16 protein-coding genes are annotated in these 16,964 nt (G+C 35.0%); 5 read left to right on the top strand and 11 right to left on the bottom strand.

All coding sequences use genetic code 11. From position 1 onward, the window contains the following. Positions 1 to 16: 16 nt before the first annotated feature. The 11 genes from AC07WY_RS15470 to tviB form a co-directional block, all read right to left on the bottom strand. A complete protein-coding gene (locus AC07WY_RS15470) occupies positions 17 to 1,123 on the bottom strand; it encodes a glycosyltransferase (protein ID WP_494736659.1) in 1,107 nt (368 codons plus the stop codon). Between the two features lie 78 nt (positions 1,124 to 1,201). After that, positions 1,202 to 2,608: a lipopolysaccharide biosynthesis protein gene (locus tag AC07WY_RS15465; protein WP_494736658.1), complete on the bottom strand. Its 1,407-nt coding sequence runs from the start codon at positions 2,606 to 2,608 to the stop codon at positions 1,202 to 1,204. Continuing rightward, positions 2,598 to 3,746, bottom strand: a complete 1,149-nt coding sequence (rffA, locus tag AC07WY_RS15460) for a dTDP-4-amino-4,6-dideoxygalactose transaminase (protein ID WP_494736657.1) — start codon at positions 3,744 to 3,746, stop codon at positions 2,598 to 2,600. Before rffA ends, AC07WY_RS15465 begins: the two co-directional genes overlap by 11 nt. Continuing rightward, positions 3,747 to 4,304, bottom strand: coding sequence for an acyltransferase (locus tag AC07WY_RS15455; RefSeq protein WP_494736656.1), 558 nt, complete (start codon positions 4,302 to 4,304; stop codon positions 3,747 to 3,749). A gap of 2 nt (positions 4,305 to 4,306) precedes the next feature. Then, positions 4,307 to 5,332 carry a TDP-N-acetylfucosamine:lipid II N-acetylfucosaminyltransferase family protein gene (locus AC07WY_RS15450; RefSeq protein WP_494736655.1) on the bottom strand — a complete coding sequence of 342 codons (1,026 nt, stop codon included), beginning with the start codon at positions 5,330 to 5,332 and terminating at the stop codon, positions 4,307 to 4,309. Continuing rightward, positions 5,332 to 6,204, bottom strand: a complete 873-nt coding sequence (rfbA, locus tag AC07WY_RS15445; protein ID WP_494736654.1) for a glucose-1-phosphate thymidylyltransferase RfbA — start codon at positions 6,202 to 6,204, stop codon at positions 5,332 to 5,334. Before rfbA ends, AC07WY_RS15450 begins: the two co-directional genes overlap by 1 nt. Positions 6,205 to 6,206: 2 nt before the next feature. Continuing rightward, on the bottom strand, positions 6,207 to 7,265 hold the full coding sequence (rfbB, locus tag AC07WY_RS15440; RefSeq protein ID WP_419317968.1) for a dTDP-glucose 4,6-dehydratase: 1,059 nt from the start codon (positions 7,263 to 7,265) through the stop codon (positions 6,207 to 6,209). Further along, a complete protein-coding gene (locus AC07WY_RS15435) occupies positions 7,262 to 8,341 on the bottom strand; it encodes a DegT/DnrJ/EryC1/StrS family aminotransferase (RefSeq protein ID WP_494736701.1) in 1,080 nt (359 codons plus the stop codon). The genes rfbB and AC07WY_RS15435 overlap by 4 nt, the downstream gene beginning before the upstream one ends. An 8-nt stretch (positions 8,342 to 8,349) precedes the next feature. Next, a complete protein-coding gene (gene wbpD, locus AC07WY_RS15430; RefSeq protein WP_494736653.1) occupies positions 8,350 to 8,925 on the bottom strand; it encodes a UDP-2-acetamido-3-amino-2,3-dideoxy-D-glucuronate N-acetyltransferase in 576 nt (191 codons plus the stop codon). A 14-nt stretch (positions 8,926 to 8,939) separates the two neighbouring features. Continuing rightward, positions 8,940 to 9,887 carry a Gfo/Idh/MocA family protein gene (locus AC07WY_RS15425; protein ID WP_494736652.1) on the bottom strand — a complete coding sequence of 316 codons (948 nt, stop codon included), beginning with the start codon at positions 9,885 to 9,887 and terminating at the stop codon, positions 8,940 to 8,942. A gap of 27 nt (positions 9,888 to 9,914) precedes the next feature. After that, a complete protein-coding gene (gene tviB / locus AC07WY_RS15420; protein WP_494736651.1) occupies positions 9,915 to 11,213 on the bottom strand; it encodes a Vi polysaccharide biosynthesis UDP-N-acetylglucosamine C-6 dehydrogenase TviB in 1,299 nt (432 codons plus the stop codon). A 250-nt stretch (positions 11,214 to 11,463) separates the two neighbouring features. Here tviB and AC07WY_RS15415 point away from each other — a divergent pair, with 250 nt between their 5' ends. The 5 genes from AC07WY_RS15415 (at position 11,464) to bamJ (AC07WY_RS15395) (ending at position 16,853) form a co-directional block, all read left to right on the top strand. Beyond that, positions 11,464 to 12,573 (top strand): polysaccharide biosynthesis/export family protein, encoded by a 1,110-nt coding sequence (locus AC07WY_RS15415; RefSeq protein WP_494736650.1) that lies wholly within the window; start codon positions 11,464 to 11,466, stop codon positions 12,571 to 12,573. Continuing rightward, entirely contained in the window at positions 12,573 to 13,001 is a 429-nt protein-coding gene (locus tag AC07WY_RS15410; RefSeq protein WP_262782431.1) for a low molecular weight protein-tyrosine-phosphatase, read from the top strand. Before AC07WY_RS15415 ends, AC07WY_RS15410 begins: the two co-directional genes overlap by 1 nt. Before the next feature lie 21 nt (positions 13,002 to 13,022). Continuing rightward, a complete protein-coding gene (locus AC07WY_RS15405; RefSeq protein WP_494736649.1) occupies positions 13,023 to 15,218 on the top strand; it encodes a polysaccharide biosynthesis tyrosine autokinase in 2,196 nt (731 codons plus the stop codon). A gap of 191 nt (positions 15,219 to 15,409) precedes the next feature. Continuing rightward, positions 15,410 to 16,117 (top strand): BamJ family beta-barrel-assembly machinery protein, encoded by a 708-nt coding sequence (gene bamJ / locus AC07WY_RS15400; RefSeq protein WP_419339067.1) that lies wholly within the window; start codon positions 15,410 to 15,412, stop codon positions 16,115 to 16,117. Positions 16,118 to 16,163: 46 nt separating this feature from the next. Next, positions 16,164 to 16,853: a BamJ family beta-barrel-assembly machinery protein gene (bamJ, locus tag AC07WY_RS15395; protein WP_494736648.1), complete on the top strand. Its 690-nt coding sequence runs from the start codon at positions 16,164 to 16,166 to the stop codon at positions 16,851 to 16,853. Positions 16,854 to 16,964: the final 111 nt, after the last annotated feature.

Below are 16,964 nucleotides of genomic sequence, written 5' to 3'. Positions count from 1 at the left end.
CATTAAAACTCAATAACTAATATATATGCTTAGAAAGCTTCTGTTTCCATAAATCAAGAGAAAATTCTGTTTTTATCTTACGATAAGCAGCATCAGACATCTCCATGTACTCAGTTTCAGAAAGCGATAAAGCACGTAGCATCGCTTCAGTGAGATCAAAATCTTTAGCAACAATACCATTCACGCCATCTTCTACTATAACTTCATAACCATCGCCAGGGTAAACAATAGGTACAAGTCCAAAAGACATTGCTTCAAGCAAAGCATAATTCGCTAAGATTACATCTGCTGGTAGAATAAAAAACTTATAGTTCTTCATTATATCTTTTATGTTCTTTACAAATCCGAAAACAGCAACAGAATTATCTAATTTTAATGCATGGTATAACTCCAGTGTTTTTTCAGAATAAGGAGTGCCACGTGGGGCATATACATCATTTGAAATAGAATTAAACCCATAAATAGCTGCTGAAAAAGATACTCCCTTATTCTCTAAATCCGAAAATGATTGAACTAATGACATCACATTTCTTTTTTCAATTACAGCATTGGCATATAAAAAGTCTCCTTTATTCACCACATTGGACTGTATATTTCTATCTAAAACTGGAACACAATTATATATTTTTTCAATTTTATTTAATAACTTTGGATTAATTTCTTTAATTGTTTGAATATGATGATGTTCTTTTGCATAAATAGTATTTGCGAATCTCAAACAAATTCTTGATAAATGCATTTTAGCATCTATAATGAAGTTAGATAAAAATGAACTTTTATTAGAGTCCTGTCTATCCCCAACCAGCTCCCCCCCAATAAGCCAAAATCTAACATTAACACCTAAAGACCTAGCAACTAATATATAGAAAATAGAAAATATAGAATAATCATAACAATCAATATTTTTAGGTCGAAAAACATATAAAGCTTTTAAATAGTTGTATATTCTTTTTAACTTATTTTTACCTGCATAGAAAAATTGCTCATCAACAATCTCACTACTATCATTCTTATCTGCATTTAATAAAACTTTAACGTTAATTTCTGCATTGTTATAGGAATCTAATAAATATTGGTATTTATGTGGGAAAAAAGGCAACCCTACAATTAGTACTTTTTTCATAGTGCTAAAACCTCCACATTAAGTTGTGATACACACAGAATACCTAAACTTTTCATTACCTTATCCTAAACTAGAACTTTAAACTTTTTTCAACTGCAACAATGTTTTTAATTTTATGTTTTTAAATAGATAAAGCCCTAATAACAATGCACATATCCACATTAAAATTCGTATAGAAGCTTCAAGCGGAATTAAAACATTAATGCCCCCTAAAACTATCAATAACAATGTAACAGCATATGCTTTCTGAGTAACAAAGTTTCTCCATACTATTTTAGACAATTCAGTACGAAATATATAAAAACACCAAAACGCTATAGCTGTTGATATTGCTGCGCCGCCAGCGCCATACATAGGAACTAAAAAATAATTTGCAACAAGATTAATCAACATTGCCAAAACTGATGCCAACATAGATAACTTGGTTTTACGTGCAATTGTAATACCAATGGATGTTGCTTCAGACAATGTATAAAAAAGAGGGCCTAATAAACAGGCAGATATTATAAACTGAATATCAACATAAGATTGTGGTAAAAAGTAAGGAATTATCCATGAAAATAAACCTGATAAAACAACTACAAAATAAATCGCAGCTAAGACATACTCAGAAATGTCATCGATTTTTTTAAAATCAACCCTTCCCTCACTGACCCACTTAAAGACCATCGGAGCCCAAATCGTATTAAAAATACCCGAAAAAAGAGTCGCAACCGCTGCAATACTCATCGCTACGGAGTAAACTCCTAATTCTGTATACGTGGACATACTTCTTAAAAACAATCGATCCATCACGTTTAGCGCCCAAGAAGCCAACCCTCCAATCACCAAGGGTAATCCAAATGCTAGACTTATTTTAAACTGAGACCAGTCAAATTTTTCTTTAAAAATAGGCCACCAGTCATATTTTGTATTCCATAAATAAAGCGCAAATGCAGCGAACAGAGATAAAGCATTTGCGGTAATTAGACTATAACTATCTTTAGCAAAACCGAGCCATACCACACCCAATACAAAAACTAAAAAAAGAATTTTTGGTAACAATTGGCTCATGGAAAAAGCCAATGCTCTGTCCTGCATTCTTAAAATCAGAGAAAGATAACGAGAAATCAACGCAACAAGAAAACAGCTTGCACTTATAATACTGAGATAATAGCTTGATATACCATATAACCATTTTGAAATAATTAGACTGTCATACCAGCACACAGTTATAAGGACCACTAAACTGAGAATCAAGCTTGGTATAAAGACGATTTTTAAGAGTTGTGGCTTATTCGAAGCCTCATGATATTCTCTAACGTATGATTGATCCAAGCCAAGACAAAATAATAATACAAAAAAACTTGTACAAACCTGAAGCATGGAAATTCGACCAACATCCTCAACCGAATAAAACCATGTAATGATTGGTAGTGTAATCAACCCAATCAGTCCTGAACCAATCGGACCGACTGAATAATGTAATATTTTTTTAAAATTCATTACTAATCATTTTAAAAAAATTCTTAATAGACTCACATACTTTATAAATATCCTCATCTCCTATTCCATACCAAAGAGGTAAACGTATTAATTTTTCACTTTCCGATGTTGTGTAAATATCTCTGCCAGCAAACTTAGATATTTTTTCTCCAAAAGGAGAGGAATGTAAAGGAACATAATGGAATGCTGCGGAAATACCACATTCTTTTAAATAAGCTAAAATTTTTGTTCTTTCATTTAAATCTTTTACTTTAAGATAAAACATATGTGCATTGTGTTCACAACTTTCAGGTATATGAGGAAGCGTTATATACCCTTGTTCTCTCAAGGGTTTAAGCAACTGAAGATACTTATTCCAGATGTTTAGCCTATACTCGTTTATTTCAGTAGCACATTCTAATTGCGCATATAAGTAAGCAGCTTGTAGTTCACTAGGTAAATAGCTACTCCCTATGTCACTCCATGTATATTTATCTACCATTCCTCTAAAAAACTGACTTCTATTTGTCCCTTTTTCACGTATTATTTCAGCTCGTTCAATAAATCTTTCATCATTAATTAATAATAAGCCCCCTTCACCACCACTCGTATAATTTTTTGTTTCATGAAAACTATAAGAAGCTAAATGCCCAATTGTACCTAATGCTCTTCCCTTATAAGTTGACATCATTCCCTGAGCAGCATCTTCAATTACAAATAATTTGTATTTATCAGCCAATGCCATAATTGTATCCATTTCACAAGCAACCCCAGCATAATGGACTGGCACAATTACTTTTGTTTTATCAGTAATCGCAGCCTCAATCTTATTTTCATCAATATTCATTGTATCTAGCCGAACATCCACAAAAATAATTTTTGCTCCACGTAGAACAAAAGCATTTGCTGTGCTTACAAAGGTATAACTCGGCATGATGACCTCATCACCTGCTTTAACATCAATCAGCATCGCAGCGAGTTCTAAACCATGAGTACAAGATGGTACTAACAATGTTTTCAGACATGAAAATTGCTGTTCAAACCATTGCTGGCATAATTTTGAATATCCACCATCTCCTGAAAGCTTACCTCCTTTTACAGCATTCTCTAAGTAGACTATTTCTTTTCCTGTAAAAGGGGGCTTATTAAAAGGAATCATTTACATTTCTCTCTTAAAAATCTCAGCTAACTCAAGTAGCTTTTTACTTCTAGGTTTCATAAATTTAGATGGAATACCAATATTTATACTCCAAGCCTGCGTATCTTTTACAACCAAAGTCATAGCCCCAATAGAAGAACCTTCCCTAACAGTAACACCAGGCATAATAATTGAACCAGCCCCAACAATTGTATATTTTTGAATGATAATCTTTTTAAAAACTTCTTTTTTGAATTTCTCGGGTATTAATGAGTTCGTCATAGATTCACCAGTATAGTCATCGCTTTGAGAAAAAACTTTTACACCATAGGCAAAAGTAGAAAAATCCTCAATAAATATTCCGGGCTTACCCCCAGCAATTAAACACATTGGCGTTATATGACAATACTGACCAATTACAACCCTTCCAGAAACAATACAAAAATCATCAATTCTCGAATGATCACCAATTTCTATTTGTTCATGATTATATATAGCTGCTTTATCACTAATTTTTACATTTTTACCTAAATATTTAAAACCTAATTTTTGCAACTCACTTTCTGTTAAATATGCCATGATTACTCCCTTAGAATATTAGACCATTGCTTAATTAGATTTTGCTTTGAAAAATACTCTGATACATTCGCTCGATTTACTTTTGAATTTACTTTATTATTTAAATCAAAAGTATCAATATCTAAAACATCAATAGATAAATTTTTAAAAAAGTCCCACTGAGTAGTACTCTTTCTTAAATATACAGTCTTCCCCAAGCCAATTAAATTAATAGTATTCCCCATAGCTTGTTGGCGTTTATGATTAAAGATTGCTATATCTACATTTTCCAGCAAACTTAAATACTCAGTGTAAGGCATGAAATCTGTTATACCCCAGAAATTATCTCCAAAAATTAACGAACCATAATCTATGACTTTCTGTGCATATGCCTTATTACCGTAAGATAATGGAACTATAATTTTGATATTATGATCTTTTAAAAACTTTAATTTATCTAATACTTCTAAATGTTCATTTGTAGGATCAGCAGAATTGCCAATCAAGATATTAACTACATTTTTATTTTTATTCTTAATATCTCGTAATGTCACTACATTACTTAAATAGACTATTGTTTCTAAATGTTCGCCTTTAGCACCATATTGCTCACGAGCTATACTTACATCTCCTGGAATATATGTGAGTAAGTATCCAATTTTTCTTATAGCAATTTTCTTTAATTTTTCAGTAATTTTATACTTTATGTTATCTTTTGGATACATAAAGGAATATAAATCTGCCCCCCAGATTACCCAATAACACTTTTTTAACAACCATGGATTAGCAATTAAAATCAACAATAAATAAACATCGAAAAGGCCATGAATAATTATTTTATCAGCAGAATACAATTTTAATAGTAACTTCAAATATCCTAATTTTCCATTTTTATGTAAAAATACATTTCCATCTACTTCTATCGGATATTTTTTTAAATCACCAAATAAATAAAAAGAATTTGAGATCTGAGGAAATTCACTTCTAACAAAATTAAAAAATGGAGGAATAAATGGACCTAGAGTACAAATGTGTAAATTTTTACTCATTATTCCTTCACCAAACTAATCAAATACTGCCCATAGTCATTTTTACTCATACTGTTGCCTATTTCCAAGACTGTTTCTTTAGACAACCAACCATTATTCAGTGCAATTTCTTCAAGACAGGCAACTTTGTAACCCTGACGTTTTTCAATTGTTTCAACAAATTGAGCTGCTTCTAGCAAACTAGCATGTGTTCCAGTATCCAACCAAGCAAATCCGCGCCCGAGCAACTCCACGTTTAAATCGCCACGCTCCAAATATATTTGATTCACTGTCGTAATTTCTAGTTCACCTCGATCTGAAGGCTTTACGCTTTTGGCAATTTGAATAACATCATTGTCATAAAAATACAAACCAGTAACTGCAAAGTTTGATTTTGGATGGTTTGGCTTTTCTTCTAAAGAGATCGCACGTTTCTGATCATCAAACTCGACCACACCGAAGCGCTCAGGATCTTTAACTTGGTAACCAAAAACTGTTGCGCCTTTTTGACGGGTTACAGCTTGACGTAACATTGGTGTAAAGCCTTGACCATAGAAAATATTATCACCTAGCACTAAACAGACATTACTATCACCAATAAAATCTTCACCAATAATGAATGCCTGGGCCAATCCATCAGGACTTGGCTGAACTGCATAGCTCAATTCCACACCCAATTGAGACCCATCGCCAAGTAACCGTTTAAAACCATCGATATCTTCAGGAGTACTAATAATCAAAACTTCCCGAATACCTGCAAGCATTAAAACAGACAATGGATAATAAACCATAGGCTTATCATAAATTGGCAACAGTTGTTTCGATACGCCTTTTGTGATTGGATAAAGTCGCGTACCTGAACCACCAGCTAAAATAATACCTTTAGTATTCATTACTATACCTTCACACCTAATCTTTCACGCTGATAGCTACCATCCTGAACACGGCGGCACCAATCTAAATTATTTAAATACCATTCAACTGTTTTTTGGATTCCCGTTTCAAATGTTTCTATGGGTTTCCAATCCAGTTCCTGAGCAATTTTTGTCGCATCAATCGCATAACGTAAATCATGACCTGGACGATCTTTTACAAAAGTAATGAGTGTTTCATATGGCTGATTGTTCGCTTGTGGTTTTAATTCATCCAAAATATTACAAATGGTTTTCACCACTTCTATATTTTGCTTTTCATTATGACCACCGATATTATAGGTTTCCCCCACCACACCTTCAGTAACAACTTTAAGCAAAGCTCGAGCATGATCCTCAACGTATAACCAATCACGAATCTGATTACCCTGTCCATAAATCGGCAATGGCTTTCCATCCAAAGCATTTAAAATAACCAAAGGAATCAGTTTTTCTGGAAAATGATATGGGCCATAATTATTTGAACAATTTGTCACAATGGTTGGCAAACCATAGGTACGTTGCCAAGCTCTGACCAAATGGTCTGAGCTTGCCTTACTGGCTGAGTATGGCGAACTTGGAGCATATGATGTCGTTTCTGTAAATAAATTTGTCGTTCCTTCCAAATCTCCATAAACCTCATCTGTTGAGATATGATGAAATTTGAAATTTTCCCTAGACTTTTCATCTAGTGCTGCCCAGTATTTTCTCGCTACTTCCAACAATGTATATGTGCCTACAATATTTGTTGTAATAAACTCTGCAGGACCATCGATAGAGCGATCAACATGTGACTCTGCAGCCAAATGCATCACTAGATTAGGTTTAAATGTTTGAAATGCTTCAGTTAGAGCATTTGCATTACAAATATCGATTTGTTTAAACTGGTACCGCGGATTTTGATCCACTTCCACGAGGGATTCCAAATTACCGGCATAAGTCAACTTGTCTATATTCAAAACTTCATTTTGGGTATTCAGAATAATATTTCGTACTACGGCTGAACCAATAAAGCCTGCACCCCCCGTTATTAATATTTTCACTTTACTAATGCCCCAACAATTTTTTCCTGTGCCTCAAGTGTCAAATAAGGATGCATCGGCAAACTCATTACACACTCAGCAATTGCATCACCAACAGGCAAAACAGCGTCATTTGCTACAGCAGGTTGCTTATTCAATGGAATTGGGTAGTGTACAGCTGTTGGAATACCTTGAGCTTTCAACTCTTCCTGAACATGAACACGGTTTTCAACTTGAATCGTATATTGTGCCCAAGCGCTCATGTTATGCGCTTCAATAAAGGGGGTCGTTGAAATACCTGCTTCATTAAAAAGCTTGGTATACATTTCGGCAACGCTTTGACGTGCTTGCATTTCATCATCCAAAATTTCTAATTTCGGCAATAAAATTGCAGCTTGCAAAGTATCTAAACGACTGTTCATACCAACACGAATATGATGATAACGGCGATCTTGTCCATGGCGTGCGATTTGACGAATTACTTTTGCTAAATCAGCATCATTAGTAAAGATTGCTCCACCATCACCATAACAGCCAAGTGGTTTACTTGGAAAAAAGCTCGTACAAGCCACCGTACTCAAATTACAACTCTTACGACCTTTATACATTGCACCAAAACTTTGTGCAGCATCTTCAATTACTGGAATACCATATTTTTTCGCTATAGCATTAATTGCATCAAAATCAGCACATTGCCCATACAAACTGACAGGAATAATCGCTTTGGTGCGTGGTGTAATCGCTGATTCTAACTTTTCAACATCTAAGTTGTATGTTTGAGGATTGACATCAACATACACAGGGATTGCGCCTAAAATTGCAACTGTTTCAGCCGTAGCAATATAAGTAAACCCTGGTGTAATCACTTCATCACCAGGACCAATCCCAAATGCCATTTGAGCAATTTGTAATGCATCTGTCCCATTTGCGCAGGTAATACAATACTTTGCACCCACATATGCTGCTAACTTTTCTTCAAGCTCTTTCACTTCAGGGCCGAGAATATATTGACCATGTGTTAAGACGTTTTGAATCCCAGCTTCGATTTTATCTTTTAAGCGAGCTTGTTGTGCTTTTAAATCAATAAATTCAATCATTTTTATGCCTACTGCTTGGTCAAAACCTGACCATCCAAACGGTAAATAGCTCCTGTATGTGAACATACAACTTCTGCCTGACCTGTGATTGGCAGTGCTAATTGCTCACCAAATTCACTCATCCAACCAATTTGTTTTGCAGGTACCCCCACCATTAAGGCATATGCTGGTACATCTTTATTAATCACTGCACCAGCACCCACAAATGAGTACTCACCAATTGTAACACCACAAACGATCGTGCAATTTGCACCTAAAGTTGCACCTTTTTTTACTAAAGTATCACGATATTGGTCTTTACGTTCAATGAGCGAACGGGGGTTATATACATTTGTGAACACCATACTTGGCCCACAAAAAACGCCCTCTTCCAATGTCACATTGTCATAAACAGAGACATTGTTTTGAACTTTACAATGATCACCAATAACAACTTTATTGCCCACAAATACGTTTTGCCCTAAAGACACGCCTTGTCCAATTTTGGCACCACCACATACGTGGACAAAATGCCAAACTCGAGAATCATTTCCAATCTGCGCACCTTCATCAACAATCGCACTTTCATGTTGATAAAAACTCATAAAAGAATCCCTGATTATTTTTTTACTTTCGCAAGCAATGGATGTGGATTTGTAGGATTTTCTACCAATGGCGCTACACGAATTATCTCTACTGTTTCGATTGCAGCACGATTTTCTTCCACACCGTAACCATTACCCTCTAAAACACGTTGATAGCTTTGTGTATGAAGATCGGTAAAACCACCCGAGAATTCAAGTTCTTCATTTTCTATCGTAATACTACGATAGGTTAGTTTTTCACCTTGCACGGCGTTTTCAGGCAAATTATTTGCATCAATTGATAAGAACCAACGTACATGAGCACGCTCATATTCTAGATAACCTGATGCAGTTTTTTCATCACGATAATGCACTTCATTTTTAACAATTTTACCAAAAATAAAGTGCAACATATCGTAAAAATGAACACCAATATTTGTTGCAACTCCACCCGATTTATTATCAACACCTTTCCATGATTTTAGATACCATTTACCACGAGACGTTAAGTAAGTTAAATCAACGTCAAAGACTTTGCCTTCTGGTGCTGACTGTACTTTATTACGTAAAGCAATAATTGAAGGATGTAAACGCAACTGTAAAATTGAGTTTACTTTTGCACCATACTGCTTTTCATATTCAGACAATAAGTTTAAATCTTCTAAGCTCAATACCAATGGTTTTTCGCAAATAACATCAATACCATTTTTCAAGGCATATTTCATATGCGGTGCATGTAGGTAGTTTGGTGAACAAATTGCAACATAATCGAGTTTTTCACCTTTTAGTTTTTGATCTTCCACATAAGCTTCGAATTCTTCAAACTCTGTAAAAAACTCTGCTTCAGGAAAGTGGCTGTCCATAATTCCAACAGAATCATTAATATCCATTGCAACAGCTAAAGTATTACCTGTTTCCTTAATTGCTTTAAGATGACGAGGTGCGATATATCCTGCTGCACCAATGAGGGCAAACTTTTTCATTCTGTATACTTCTTTCGATCATTAAAATTAAAGGCGGAAAACAGTAAAACCTTGTTCGGTCATTTCATTACGATCAAACAAACTTTTCACATCAGATAAAACTGGCTTTTCCGTACGCACTAGACGGCGTAACTGTTTAGCTGTCAATGTACGGAACTCTTTATGCCCAACTGCAACAATTAAACTATCTACTGGATGATTTTCATCAATAACCTGAATATCAATGCCATATTCATGTTTCACTTCTTCAGCGTCAGCCCATGGGTCAGCAACAACAACTTGCGTTCCCCACAACTCTAACTCTTTCACCAAGTCATAAACTTTACTATTACGAATATCTGGACAGTTTTCTTTAAAAGTTACGCCCAACACACCCACTTTCGCACGCGGTACATCTATACCATTTTGCAACATATGTTTAACTGTATTACGAGCAACATAGCGTGCCATATTGTCATTAATGCGACGCCCAGCCAGAATCACTTGCGGATGATAGCCAACTTCTTCTGCTTTATGAGTTAAATAATACGGATCTACGCCAATACAATGTCCACCAACCAAACCTGGACGGAAAGGCAAAAAATTCCATTTACTACCCGCCGCTTCCAATACATCTACAGTATCAATTCCGATACGGTCAAAAATAACAGACAACTCATTTACCAAAGCGATATTTAAATCACGTTGGGTGTTTTCAATAACCTTAGCAGCCTCAGCAACTTTAATACTTGATGCTTTATGTGTTCCTGCGGTAATAATACTTAAATAAACTCGATCAACTAAATCAGCAACTTCAGGTGTACTACCACTAGTAATTTTTTTAATTTTAGTGAGCGTATTAACTTTATCTCCTGGATTGATTCGTTCAGGACTATAACCAACGAAGAAATCTTCATTAAACTTCAAACCTGAAAATTTCTCTAAAACAGGAACACATACTTCTTCCGTTGCACCAGGATATACTGTTGATTCATATACAATAACATCGCCTTTAGAAATCACTTTACCAATAGTTTCACTTGCTTTTTCTAAAGGTGTTAAATCAGGTCGATTTACATGATCAATTGGCGTTGGCACAGTTACAATATAAAAATTAGCACTTTTTAAGTCTTCTAAATTTGCACTATAAGATAGGTATTGTGCTGTTTTTAGCTCTTCAGGACTAACTTCTAAAGTATGATCTCGCCCACTTTTTAATTCATCAATACGTTTTTGATGAATATCAAATCCTACAACTCGTGTTTTTTTCCCAAACTCTACTGCCAAAGGCAATCCTACATAGCCTAATCCAATTATTGCTATCTTTAGTTCTTCAAGCTGAAGCATACTTATTAAATCCTAAGACTGGTTGTCCCAGTTTGTCCCAGTTAGTTATACAACAAAGAAAGTATTCTAAATGAAATACCGTCACATATTAACTGAATTCTCATGTCTTTGACGAAAGACCCTCTAGGTTTTATGTATTAATTATATTTACTATAAATAACCTGAGTAGGAATTTTATGTGTAATAGAATACAATTTAATATATAGGGGTAATTCCAAGTTACAATTCAATACAATTAAGGGTTTTTAATGTGAAGTATCGATGCACCTCGCTTTTTACAATTTTAGCAATTTCTGTTTCATTTACTGGTTGTGCAATCACTTCTGGGCTTCAAACCTATGATGTTCCTGAAGAGGGAACTTATCAAACAGATCAAGGCGCCAAACTAAATGTTGTGCAGCTCACACAAGCAAATATTTCAAATATAGGCTTTTCTGAAAATAATAACTCAAATAACATTGCTTCACTATTTCATCAAAAGAATACAACTTATCGGTTAAGCCCAGGTGACATCTTATCTATACAATTGTGGGCATACCCTGAAATAACCCCTCCTGTAACTCAAATGACCAATAATACATCTGTGTTAGCAAATGGTTTTCAGATTGACCAAAATGGTTATATACAAGCACCTTTAATTGGCTCATACCGTGCAGTAGGCAAAAGTTTAGCTGAAATCAATAATGAAATGCGTAAGCTATTTGCACGATATTTAAAAACGCCAGATGTGATCGTACGCGTTATATCCTATGAAGGAAAACGGTACTTTGTGAATGGTCAGGTTGTCAAAAGTGGTCAATATACTTTAAACGACCAACCGATCAGTATCTACACTGCATTAGGTCAAGCAGGTGGTATAGATACTAAAACTGGGGATACTACTAATATTCAATTGATTCGAAACGGTCAAACCTATAATCTCAATACCATCACATTAGAAAAACAAGGTTTATCGCTACATAATCTACTTATTCAGCCAAACGATACAATTTTTGTGAATACTAAGCAGGATCAAAAGTTATATGTCTTAGGTGAATCAAGTCGTACTGAGGCAATTTCTTTACGAGATCAAGGCATGACCTTAAGCGATGTACTTGGAGAAAGTGGAGGCATTAATCCAAACTCTGCTAGTGCAGCTCGTATTTATGTAATGCGTACAGATATAAATAGCCAAACATCTTCCGTTTATCAACTTAATTTAAGCAGTTTTGGTAACTTTGCACTTGCTAATCAATTTACGATGCAAAAAAATGATATCGTCTATATAGATGCAACTGGATTAACGCGTTGGCAACGTGTAGTTAACCAAATCATCCCCTTTTCTAATGCCTTATATAACATTGATCGCTTAGGACAATAATGCAATTCCAAAACATATTGGTTGTGTGCGTAGGAAATATCTGTCGTAGCCCAATGGCAGAATTTTTTTTAAAGCAAAACCATCCAAATTTAAATATAGAGTCTGCGGGTCTTTCTGCGATGACTGGTCATTCCGCAGACGATAAAGCCATAGCTTGTATGGATGCTTTAAATATTGATATGCGCTCCCATGTTGCACGACAAATAAATGCGGAGTTGATCAAAAAGGCCGATCTTGTTCTAGTGATGAGCAAAAATCAATCACAACATATTGAGCAGAAATGGCCATTTTCCAAAGGAAAGGTATTTCGTTTAGGACACTGGCAAGGCCAAAATGTGCCTGACCCATACAAACATGATCAAGCTTTTTTTGATGAAACATGTAAAAATATCCAAGTTTATGCCAATGACTGGCAATCACATCTCTAAATTTTAATTAGTTGTTTACCTATGAACCAAAATTCAAAAACTAATGATGATACGATTGATTTAAAAGAGTTGTTTTTCTCTTTAATTGCTCAATGGAAAGTGATTGCGCTTTGTGTCATTTTAACTTTAATCTGTGCCTTACTTTATTTACGTGTAACATCACCCGTCTACTCTACTGATGCAATAGTTCAGGTTGAAGATGGTAAAAGTGCAGCTTCAGCTGCTCTCATGGGTGAACTCAAAGATGTTGCTGGTGGGCTTGGTCAGAAATCACCAACTGATGCTGAAATCGAAATTTTAAATTCGCGGCTCGTGCTTGGCAAAGTCATCAATAATTTGAATTTAAACATTCAAATTCAAGATAATGCTGATACTTTTTTGCATAAATTAGTGTCCAAAGAAAAATCTCAACTTAAATATACTACCAAAGCAGTCAGTTTTCAAAAAGATCAATCTAGCTTTTCTATATTAAAACTAGATGTCCCTGAATATTATTATGATAAAAATCTTACGTTACAATTTATAAATAAAAAGCAGTTTAGTTTAACTTATAAAGACCAAGTTGTATTTCGAGGTACACTCAATCAACTCAACCAATCTCAAGATAATAAGGGATTGTGGTCGGTTCAAATTGATAGCCTAAACCCTTTTCAACAAGACTTTACAATTACTAAACTTGCTCTTCCTTCAGCAATGAAAGTCCTTCAAGACAAATATACTGTTGCTGAAAAAGGTAAAATGACGGGTGTCATAGGTTTAAATTATAATGGAACAGATAAAGAGCATATTACTCAAGTTCTCAATAATATTTTAAATGTTTATCATGAACAGAACATTGAGCGTAAAACCTTAGAATCCAAACAAACATTAAATTTTCTGGATCAACAACTGCCAGAACTTAAACAGCAGCTTGAAGAATCAGAAATTAAATTTAATAAATTCCGTGAACAATACAATACCGTGGATGTCACTCAAGAATCAGAGTTGATGTTAAAACAGAATATTGAATTAGAAAAAATGCGGATCGAGTTAAAGCAAAAACAAGCTGAATATTCTGCAAAATATACCGCTGATCACCCATTGATGGCGGAAATCAATGCACAACTTGCTGCAATTGATAAAAAATCAACCGAGCTGAATCAAGCGATTAGACGTTTACCTGAAACTCAACGCTTGTATTTACAACTATATCGTGATGTTAAAGTCAATACAGAGCTGTACACTTCTCTACTAAATAGTTACCAACAATTAAAAATTGTCAAAGCTGGCGAAATCGGCAATGTCCGTATTATTGATAATGCTGTAGAACCAGTGCATCCTATCAAACCTAAAAAATTGATTGTGTTGCTTCTTTCAATTTTTGTTGGTGGATTTATTGGTGTTATGATTGCATTAATGCGCAATCTACTTTCATCAGGAATCAAAGACTCAACTCGCATTGAAAACGAACTTGATCTCCCTGTATATGCCACTGTGCCACGCTCTCCGATTCAAGAAAGTCGTGTACAAATGCTGAGAAAAAAGAAATCAATTCCAATTCTTGCTGCTAAAAATAGTGAGGATATTGCCATTGAAAGCTTACGTAGCATTCGTACCACAATTCACTTTGCTTTAAACACAGCTAAAAATAATATTATTGCTGTTTCTGGTCCTGCTCCAGAAATTGGTAAATCCTTTATCTCAACCAACCTTGCCGCAATTTTTGCACAAGGGAATAAGAAAGTTCTACTCATTGATGCAGATATCCGCAGAGGCTATTTACATAAATATTTTAGTCATGACACGTCACCAGGTTTAACTGAATATTTGGCAGGTCAGAACACGCTTGAACAATGTATAGTTCATTCGAACACTGTAACTCAGTTAGATTTTCTTCCTCGTGGTAAGAATCATAGTCATTCCTCTGAAATGCTGAGTTCAGATCGTTTTAGAGAATTATTAGAACAGCTTTCGCAGCAATATGATCATATTATTATTGATACACCGCCTATCTTGGCTGTCACTGATGGCATCATCATTTCTCAATTTGCGGGTGTAAATCTTGTGGTTGCACGTTATGCAAAAACACAAATGAAAGAACTCGAATTAACCATTAATCGCTTTGAACAGGCAGGAAGCAAAGTAAATGGTATTATTCTCAATGATGTTCGAGCAACTGTAGGGGGTAATTATGGCTATAATTATGCATATGCCTACACAGCAGCTAAAGATGATTGATATCGAATGAGTAACAAAAAAGCCAGATTGAATCTGGCTTTTTTGTGCCAATTTTTTGATCAATATAACTGTATATTTTTAGTTGTCATCATCAGATAACTATATCGTTTATGATGAAGAAGTTATATGCTTGAGCAGATTATGCTAATGATCAAATTAGCCTCTTAAAAGATTAAAATTTGGAAATTTTTATGAGTAAAGCCTTACCCATCGCAATTGCTGTAATCTTAGGTGGTGCTGCACTTGTACCTGTTTATTATGCATCTCAACATCCTGCTGATGTAAACAGTCATTCAATGTCAAAAAATGCTAAACCTGTAGAAAAAATTAGTTATGCACTTGGTTATGAAGTTGCGAGCCAAACGCCACCTGAAGTCGATGTGAATACATTTATCAGCGGTATTCGTGACGGTCATGCTAAAAAACAACGTGCCTATACAGATGAAGAATTACAAGCTGCATATGTTGACTTCCAAAAAGAAATGCAACAAAAGCAATTACAACAAAGCAAAGAAACAACTTCATCAAATGACTCATTCTTAGCTGAAAATGCGAAAAAAGAAGGTGTTAAAACAACAGCTTCAGGATTGCAATATAAAATCACCAAAGAAGGTACAGGTAAACAGCCTGCTGCGACTTCACAAGTCACGGTACATTACAAAGGTCAGTTGTTAGATGGCAAAGTATTCGACAGTTCATATGATCGTGGTCAACCAGTTGAGTTTCCTTTAAATCAAGTGATTCCAGGTTGGACTGAAGGTTTACAACTCATGAAGGAAGGCGGTAAAGCCACCTTATATATCCCTGCAAAATTGGCTTATGGTGAACAAGGTGTTCCTGGTACGATTCCTCCAAACAGCACTTTAATTTTTGATGTTGAACTTGTTAAAGTTAAATAACATTTAAGAAAAGGAGAGATTTACTCTCCTTTTTTGGATTTTAATTATGAAAAAAACACTTATTGTGCTTAGTCTTAGTCTGCTGAGTAGTGCAGCTTTCTCAGCACCGATTAACAATAAAAGCTCCCAACAAGATCAACTGGGTTATAGCTATGGTTATGTCATGGGACGTACCAATGCCGACACCTTAAAACAAATTAATTTAAATGCCTTTATCCAAGGGATCAAAGAAGGTTCTACAGGTCAGAAAGCAAGCTTAACTGATGAAGAAATGGCAAAAGCTCTTGCACAATATAAACAGCAAACTGAAGCAAAACAAATGCTAGAGTTTAAACAAGCTGCAGATGTAAATGCCAAACAAGGTGAAGCTTTTCTTGTAGAAAATGCGAAGAAAACAGGCGTAATTACTCGCCCAAGTGGTTTGCAGTATAGTGTTTTACAACAAGGTACTGGAAAATCACCATCAGCCAAGTCTAAAGTCTCTGTAAACTATGAAGGTCGTTTATTGGATGGCACCATATTTGACAGTTCTTTTGCACGAAATGAAGCGGTAGAATTTCAAGTTAGCCAAGTGATTCAAGGTTGGACTGAAGGTTTGCAACTGATGAAAGAAGGCGCGAAATATCGTTTCTTTATTCCAGCAAAACTTGCCTACGGCGAGATTGGTGCGGGTGATGCGATTGGCCCAAACAGCACCTTAATTTTTGATGTAGAACTATTAAAAGTTTTACCTTAGTTTCAATGCGAAATAGTTTTAAAAATAAAAAGCATCGCTCAATTGCGATGTTTTTTATGCTCTAATAAAAAATTTTATCGTATTTCATAGATGCAAATTCATCCCTTGGTC

The sequence above is a fragment of the Acinetobacter sp. GW821-FHT01C12 genome, from assembly GCF_059422625.1.
The sequence above is the reverse complement of the archived record's forward strand: the minus strand, read 5'-3'. Positions and strand labels throughout refer to the sequence as shown.